The sequence below is a fragment of the Streptomyces sp. SID3343 genome (genome assembly GCF_009865215.1).
Classification (GTDB): domain Bacteria; phylum Actinomycetota; class Actinomycetes; order Streptomycetales; family Streptomycetaceae; genus Embleya.
Genome location: NZ_WWJX01000959.1, coordinates 1 through 6,397, shown reverse-complemented (window position 1 = coordinate 6,397; position 6,397 = coordinate 1). Strand labels below are relative to the sequence as shown.

The following is a 6,397-nucleotide window of genomic DNA, read 5'->3' as shown; positions in this document are numbered from 1 at the left end:
TCCTGGAGGTCGTGCGACGCGACGTAGGCGAACTGTTCGAGGTCGGCGTTGGAGCGCCGCAGTTCCGTCGCCTGGTCGTCGAGGCGACGGCGCGCGTCATCGGAGAAGGCCAGTTCGCGGGCGAGCCGGTCGCGCATCGACTCCATCGCGTCGGCCAATGCCCGCAGATCGGCCGGCCCGGTCGCGGCGATCTCATGGCGAAAGTCGCCGGCCGCCACGGCGTCGGCGTCGGCCACGAGCCGAGCCACCGGGGTCGTCACGCCGCGACGCAGGCCGGTGAACACCAGTCCCGCGCCCGCCAGGACGACCACCGCGATCGCACTGAACACCCAGGTCCGCAGACTGCGTACGTCGTCCAGATCGTCGCGGGCCCGGTCACGCTGCCGCTGAAGCCGATCCTGCTGCTGTGCGGTCGCCGCGCGCACCGCGTCGAACACGCCCTTGTCCTCAATCAGTTCGCGCGTCGCGGACGGCACACCGCCGGACGGCGCGGCGGCGACCGGCCGCGCGACCCGCGTCTGCCACTGCTCCGCGCGCTCCAGGACGAGATCGAGATCCGCGAGTGCGGCCCCGTCACCGCGCAGCAGCACGGTCAACCGCGCGACCTGATCCCGCTGGCCCACGAGCCCGGCCGTGTACGGCTCCAAAAACTGCGGATCCCCGGTGAGCCCGTAGCCGCGAATTCCCGTCTCCTGGTCGGTGAGCGAGGTCTCCAGCCGGGCCGCAGCGATCAGCGCCGGTGAACTGCGGTCCACCAAACGCCCGTTCACGTCGGTCGAATGTGCGAACACCCATGCTCCGAGGCCGGCCAGCGACGCCAACACCACGAGCGTCGCGGACACCCCGACCAGCAGCCAACGCCGCGTATCCCAGTCCCGCCGCCGCCCACGCCCGCCGCCGTCGCGAGATTCCACCGCACGTCTCCCAGATGTTCGAGCCCTACCGCCGGCGCCGGTCAGAGGAGGGCCCGGACATCGTACGACTCCGCATCCCTGCCCAGTCCCGGCGTCGCCTAACCCGGGCAGGCCCGGTGCGAACGTGGGGTGCGTCACATGACGCCACGCGCGCACCGCGAACGGCGCCGGACCGGTGGGCGGGGCTTGGGTTGGGCAGGACACAGGTAGGTCGCGTGCATCGCGTGGCCGCCGGTCCGGGTCGGACCAGCCGAGTCCGTCGTACCTGCCGAGGGAGGGCCGTCCTGTGCCGATCGACGACGCGTGGTGGAAGAGTGCGGTTGTCTATCAGGTGTATCCGCGCAGTTTCGCCGATTCGGACGGCGACGGCGTTGGGGACCTGGGTGGAATCCTCGCGCGGCTCGATCATCTGGTCGGGCTCGGCGTCGACGTGATCTGGCTGTCGCCGGTGTACCCGTCGCCGCAGGACGACAACGGCTACGACATCAGCGACTACCAAGACATCGATCCGTTGTTCGGGAGCCTGGCCGACTTCGATCGGCTCGTCGCCGCCGTGCACGAGCGTGGGATGCGGCTCGTGATGGATCTCGTGGTCAACCACACGTCCGACGAACACCCGTGGTTTCGGGAGTCACGGACGGGGACGGACAGCGCCAAACGGGACTGGTATTGGTGGCGGCCCGGGCGCGTGGACGCCGACGGGGCGAGCGTCCCCCCGAACAACTGGGGGTCGTTCTTCTCCGGGTCGGCATGGGCACTCGACCCGGTGAGCGGCGAGTACTACCTGCACCTGTTCTCGCCCAAGCAAGCCGACCTCGACTGGGAGAACGGCGAGGTCCGGCAGGCCGTGTACGCGATGATGCGCTGGTGGCTCGACCGCGGGGTGGACGGCTTCCGGATGGACGTGATCAACCTGGTCTCCAAGGACCCCGCCCTGCCGGACGGACTGCCGTACGGGGGTGGTCCCTACGGGGACGGGTCGCCGTACTACCTGTGCGGGCCGCGGATCCACGAGTATCTGGCCGAGATGCACCGCGAGGTGTTCGCCGGCCGGCCCGAACGGGTGCTCACGGTCGGTGAGATGCCCGGCGTGACGGTGGCGGACGCGCGCCTGTTCACCGATCCCGCGCGGGCCGAGGTGGACATGGTCTTCCAGTTCGAGCACGTGGGCCTGGACCAGGGCCGGACCAAGTTCGACGTGCGGCCGATGCGGCTGACCGACCTCAAGGCGTCGCTGGGCCGTTGGCAGACGGGACTCGCCGATGTCGGCTGGAACAGCCTGTACTGGAACAACCACGACCAGCCGCGCGTGGTCTCGCGGTTCGGCGACGACGGCCCCGAACATCGGGTGCGTTCGGCGAAGTTGCTGGCGACCGTGCTGCACCTGCACCGGGGCACACCCTACGTCTACCAGGGCGAGGAACTCGGGATGACCAACGCGCCGTTCGCGTCGGTGCGCGACATCGACGACATCGAGGCGCGCAACCATTACGCCCACGCGGTGGCCGCCGGCGAGGATCCGGCCGAAGTCCTGGCCGGCCTGCGGGCGATGGGCCGCGACAACGCGCGCACGCCGATGCAGTGGGACGCATCGCCCGGTGCCGGCTTCACCACGGGCACGCCGTGGCTGCCGGTCAACCCCAACCACACCACGATCAACGCGGCGGCGGCCGTGGCGGATCCGGACTCGGTGTACCACCACTACCGTCGGCTGATCGCGCTCCGGCACAACGAACCGGCGTTGGTGCACGGGGACTTCACGATGCTCCTGCCGGACGACGAGCGGGTGTACGCGTTCACCCGGCACTACCGCGGCACGACCTTGCTGGTGCTCGCCAACTTCACGAGCGAGCCGGTGGACGTGGATGTACCGAAGGATCTGCTCGACGGCGCCGAACCGATCCTGGGCAACGGGCCGTACGGCGAGCCGGGCCGGCTCGGGCCCTGGGAGGCACGGGTGTATCGGCGGGTGGAGTAGCCCGCCGGGGCCGGGTTTCGGATGTTGCGAGCCATCCGACGAGTGGTGGCCGAGCGTTGCACCGTGACGCCGGCGGGTGTCGGTCCGGTGGAACACCGTGGCGCGAACCGGGTCCGGCCGCTTACACTCACGGCCATGTCCACCCTCGTGCTCGTCAGTCGCCGCCACGTGGATCTCGTGCGCGTGACCAGCATGGCGTGTCGCATGTCGCGTCGAATGTGGCGCTGATCTCCACGCCTCGGCCATTGCGGCCGGGGCTCTGAGTCGGCCCCTCCGCGAATTCGCCAGACCTTTTCTCCGCAACCCTCGCAACCTTCGCACCTTCGCGTGCGCGATCACCCGTACGCCGTGGCCGTTTCGGCTTCCGGCCGCGCCGCTCGCGCTCCGATCGGGTGTGCTCCCCCGCGCTCCCCGTGTTCCGTCGGCGATTCCTCGCCGACCGAGCCGTGGGGCCATAGGGCCGTAGTGCCGTAGTGCCGTCGGTCGTACTGCTGTCCGGTCCTCTTGCCGGGCGCCGTGCCGCCCTGCTGCCGTGCGGTCGTGCCGCCCTGCCGCCGTCTTGCCGATTCCCGTACCCCGCAAGGAGTTTCCCGATGACCGTGGAAGCAACCGTCGCCCCGCCCACGTCCGCCGAAGAGTCGCCCGCCGACCCGTCGTCCTGGTCCTTCGAGACCCGGCAGGTCCACGCCGGCGCGTCTCCCGATCCGACCACGGGTGCCCGGGCGGTGCCGATCTACCAGACCACGTCGTTCGTCTTCCGCGACACCGATCACGCCGCCGGGCTGTTCGACCTGTCCCAGGAAGGCCACATCTACACCCGCATCCACAACCCCACCACGGATGCCCTGGAGCACCGCGTCGCCGCCCTCGAAGGGGGTGTCGCCGCGGTGGCGACCGCGTCCGGGCAGGCCGCGACCACACTCGCGGTGCTCAACCTCGCGGGGGTAGGCGACCACGTCGTGTCGAGTTCGTCGTTGTACGGCGGTACCTACAACCTCTTCCACCGGACGCTGCCCAGGCTCGGCGTCGACGTGACGTTCGTGGACGATCCGGACGATGTCGACGCGTGGCGGGCGGCGATCCGGCCCGAGACCAGGCTCTTGTTCGCCGAGACGCTCGGCAACCCGCGCGGCAACGTGCTCGACGTGGCGGCCGTCTCCGACGTCGCGCACGTCGCCGGTGTGCCGCTCGTGGTGGACAACACCGTTCCCACGCCCTACCTGCAGCGGCCGTTGGAGCACGGCGCGGACATCGTCGTGCACTCGGCGACGAAGTTCCTGGGCGGACACGGCACCGCGATCGGCGGGATCGTGGTGGACGGCGGCACCTTCGACTTCGGTGTGCACGCCGAGCGGTACCCCGGATTCCACGAAGCGGACGCGAGCTACAACGGGCTGCGCTACTGGCCGGACCTCGGCCCGGGCGCCTACGCGGCGAAACTGCGCGTGCAGTTGCTGCGCGACGTGGGCGCGACGATCGCGCCGCTGAACAGCTTCCTGATCCTCCAGGGTCTGGAGACGCTGTCGCTGCGGATCGAGCGGCACGTCGCGAACGCGACCGCGCTCGCGGTGTGGCTCCAAAGCCGCGACGAGGTGGCGACCGTGCACTACGCGGGCCTGCCGGACAGCCCGTGGTACGACGCGGGCAAGCGCTACCTGCCGCTGGGCGCGGGCGCGATCGTCGCGTTCGAACTCAAGGGTGGGGTCGAGGCGGGCAAGCGATTCGTGGAGGGGCTCTCGCTGTTCAGCCACCTGGCCAACATCGGCGACGTGCGCAGCCTGGTGATCCACCCGGCCTCCACCACGCATGCCCAGTTGAGCGCGCGGGAGCGGGCCGCGGCAGGCGTCACGCCGGGGCTGGTCCGGTTGTCGGTGGGCATCGAGGGACTGGCCGATCTCCGGGCCGACCTGGAGGCCGGCTTCCGCGCCTCGCGCACGAACTGACCCCGGCGGACCGGACGGATGCGCACGATGTCGCACACCTCGCAACCCGTCGGCGGGCCACGCTCGCTGACGCTGCCTCAGCCGTTGCGGACCGAGTCCGGGGAGGTGTTGCCCGAGGTTCGGGTCGGCTACGAGACGTGGGGGCGGCTCGCCCCGGACCGGTCCAACGCGGTACTCGTCCTGCACGCGCTCACCGGCGACAGTCACGTGAGCGGACCGGCCGGGCCGGGGCACCCCACCCCGGGCTGGTGGGACGAGTTGATCGGGCCCGGTCGGACACTGGATACCGACCGGTACTTCGTGGTCGCGCCGAACGCGCTCGGCGGGTGTGGCGGGACGACCGGACCGGGCTCGCTCGCCGCGGACGGGCGGGCGTGGGGAAGTCGCTTCCCGCGTTTGACCATTCGCGACCAGGTCGCGGCCGAGGCGGCGACCGCGGACGTGCTGGGGATCGGGCGTTGGGCGGCCGTGGTGGGTGGCTCGATGGGCGGCATGCGGGCGGTCGAGTGGGCGGTGACCCACCCGGCCCGGGTGGGCGCGTTGTTCCTGGTCGCGACCACGGCGGCGGCGAGCGCGGAGCAGATCGCGTGGTGCTCGACGCAGGTGCGCGCGATCCGCGACGACCCGGGCTGGGCGGGCGGGGACTATCACTCCCGGCCCGCCGAGCAGGGGCCGTGGCGTGGGCTCGGCCTGGCCCGTCGGATCGCGCACGTCACGTATCGGAGCGAGGCCGAGTTGGCGGCGCGGTTCGGCCGGGACCGTCAGCCCGGGGAGGGGCCCGACGGGCGCTACGCGGTCGAGTCGTATCTCGACCACCACGCGGCCAAGCTCACCGCGCGCTTCGACGCGGGCAGCTACGTCAGCCTCACCGAGGCGATGAACAGCCATGACGTGGGGCGTGGCCGCGGCGGTGTCGCCGCGGCCCTGGCCCGGATCAGCGCGCCGACCGTGGTCGCGGCCGTGGACAGCGACCGGCTGTACCCGCCGGCCCAGCAGCAGACCCTCGCCGACGGCATCCCCGGCGCGGGGCCGCTACGGGTGGTGACGTCGTCGTACGGGCACGACGGTTTCCTGATCGAGCTGGATCAGGTCGCACCGCTGCTCACGGAACTACTGGACCGGGTCGGGGCCGCCGCCCGGCGGCACCCGACGACCACGGCTACCGGAAGGTAGCCTTCCGGGTGCGACCGCGCCCGCCGTCGACCGGCCCGAACCCCGGACGAGCCGGCGCAGGCCCGAGACAACGTCGACCGGCGCGAACCCGAGACAAGAAAGTGGGCCCACCACCATGACCACCGCCTCGACCCTGGCCCCCGCGCAGGTCCGACCGCGACTGACCGACTACGTCGTGCTCGACGTACGCACCGCCGGCGAGTACGCGAGCGGCCACATCCCCGGCGCGCACAACGTCCCACTGGACCGGCTGCCCGAGGCCGTTCCGGTGCTGCGCCGCGCCGGCCATCCCCACCTGCTCGTGGTGTGCGCGTCCGGCGCCCGCTCCCGGCGTGCCCGTGCCGAGCTGACCGCGGCCGGGATCGACGCGGCGCACCTGGCCGGCGGTA

At 71.6% G+C, this 6,397-nt stretch carries 6 protein-coding genes; 5 read left to right on the top strand and 1 reads right to left on the bottom strand.

Annotated features, from left to right (window positions below; translation table 11 throughout):
* The coding region (locus tag GT354_RS30155) for a CHASE3 domain-containing protein (protein WP_161359545.1) at positions 1-914 on the bottom strand (914 nt) is incomplete at its 3' end.
* Positions 915-1,200: 286 nt separating this feature from the next.
* On the opposite strand from GT354_RS30155, the gene GT354_RS30150 reads away from it, so the two are divergent.
* The 5 genes from GT354_RS30150 to GT354_RS30135 all read left to right on the top strand — a co-directional run.
* Positions 1,201-2,892 (top strand): alpha-glucosidase, encoded by a 1,692-nt coding sequence (locus GT354_RS30150; protein WP_161359544.1) that lies wholly within the window; start codon positions 1,201-1,203, stop codon positions 2,890-2,892.
* 135 nt (positions 2,893-3,027) lie between these two features.
* Complete coding sequence (locus GT354_RS56700) at positions 3,028-3,120, top strand: putative leader peptide (RefSeq protein WP_346012241.1); 93 nt, start codon at positions 3,028-3,030, stop codon at positions 3,118-3,120.
* 365 nt (positions 3,121-3,485) lie between these two features.
* Positions 3,486-4,835, top strand: a complete 1,350-nt coding sequence (locus GT354_RS30145) for a bifunctional o-acetylhomoserine/o-acetylserine sulfhydrylase (RefSeq protein ID WP_161359543.1) — start codon at positions 3,486-3,488, stop codon at positions 4,833-4,835.
* 27 nt (positions 4,836-4,862) lie between these two features.
* Positions 4,863-6,008: a homoserine O-acetyltransferase gene (locus tag GT354_RS30140; protein WP_237535606.1), complete on the top strand. Its 1,146-nt coding sequence runs from the start codon at positions 4,863-4,865 to the stop codon at positions 6,006-6,008.
* A 115-nt stretch (positions 6,009-6,123) separates the two neighbouring features.
* On the top strand, positions 6,124-6,397 hold a 274-nt coding region (locus GT354_RS30135), incomplete at its 3' end, for a rhodanese-like domain-containing protein (RefSeq protein ID WP_161359541.1).